At 44.2% G+C, this 608-nt stretch carries 2 tRNA genes; both read left to right on the top strand.

Annotated elements, in window-relative coordinates:
• Positions 1-115: 115 nt before the first annotated feature.
• A tRNA-Ile gene (locus tag AC2CG4_RS20040) sits at positions 116-192 on the top strand.
• A 112-nt stretch (positions 193-304) separates the two neighbouring features.
• Positions 305-380, top strand: a tRNA-Ala gene (locus AC2CG4_RS20035).
• Positions 381-608: the final 228 nt, after the last annotated feature.

The raw sequence follows: 608 nt of genomic DNA, 5'->3' as shown, positions 1-608 counted from the left end.
ACTGGAATCAATAAAAGATTTGTTAGTCGCTAGTCCCCTAGTGCTTGTCGCTAGACGCCGCGAGTTACTTTGAAAGGTAAGCGGCCGACAACTAGTGTCTACAGACCAAGAATATAGGCCTGTAGCTCAGCTGGTTAGAGCGCACCCCTGATAAGGGTGAGGTCGGCAGTTCGAGTCTGCCCAGGCCTACCAAATTTGCCTCACTCTTCGTTAAAGCGATGCTCATGTGCTGAAGCACACTTCACATCCCTTTGCCTCGATTGAGTCAAATTAAGAATCTTACCTTTAATGGTGTGATGATTAAGGGGCTATAGCTCAGCTGGGAGAGCGCCTGCCTTGCACGCAGGAGGTCAACGGTTCGATCCCGTTTAGCTCCACCAATTATCTTTTATTGATTAAAGAAGAAGTCAGTCAATTACTGTCTTCGCTTTACATTCCTCCCAATCGAATCGTTAACCGATGAGAAAAAGAGAGATTAATAAAGCTAAGAACGTAACTGACTGGTTTTTACGCCAGAAGTTCTTTAACAAGGTGGAATGTAAAGTAATAAATTGCTGATTTATGGATGTCTTGTGTATCTCTACACAAAAGTCCGGCGAATCATACTC

Source organism: Cellvibrio sp. ATLC23 (genome assembly GCF_057196725.1).
Note: the sequence above shows the minus strand (reverse complement) of the source record. Positions and strands in the feature narration are given on the sequence as shown.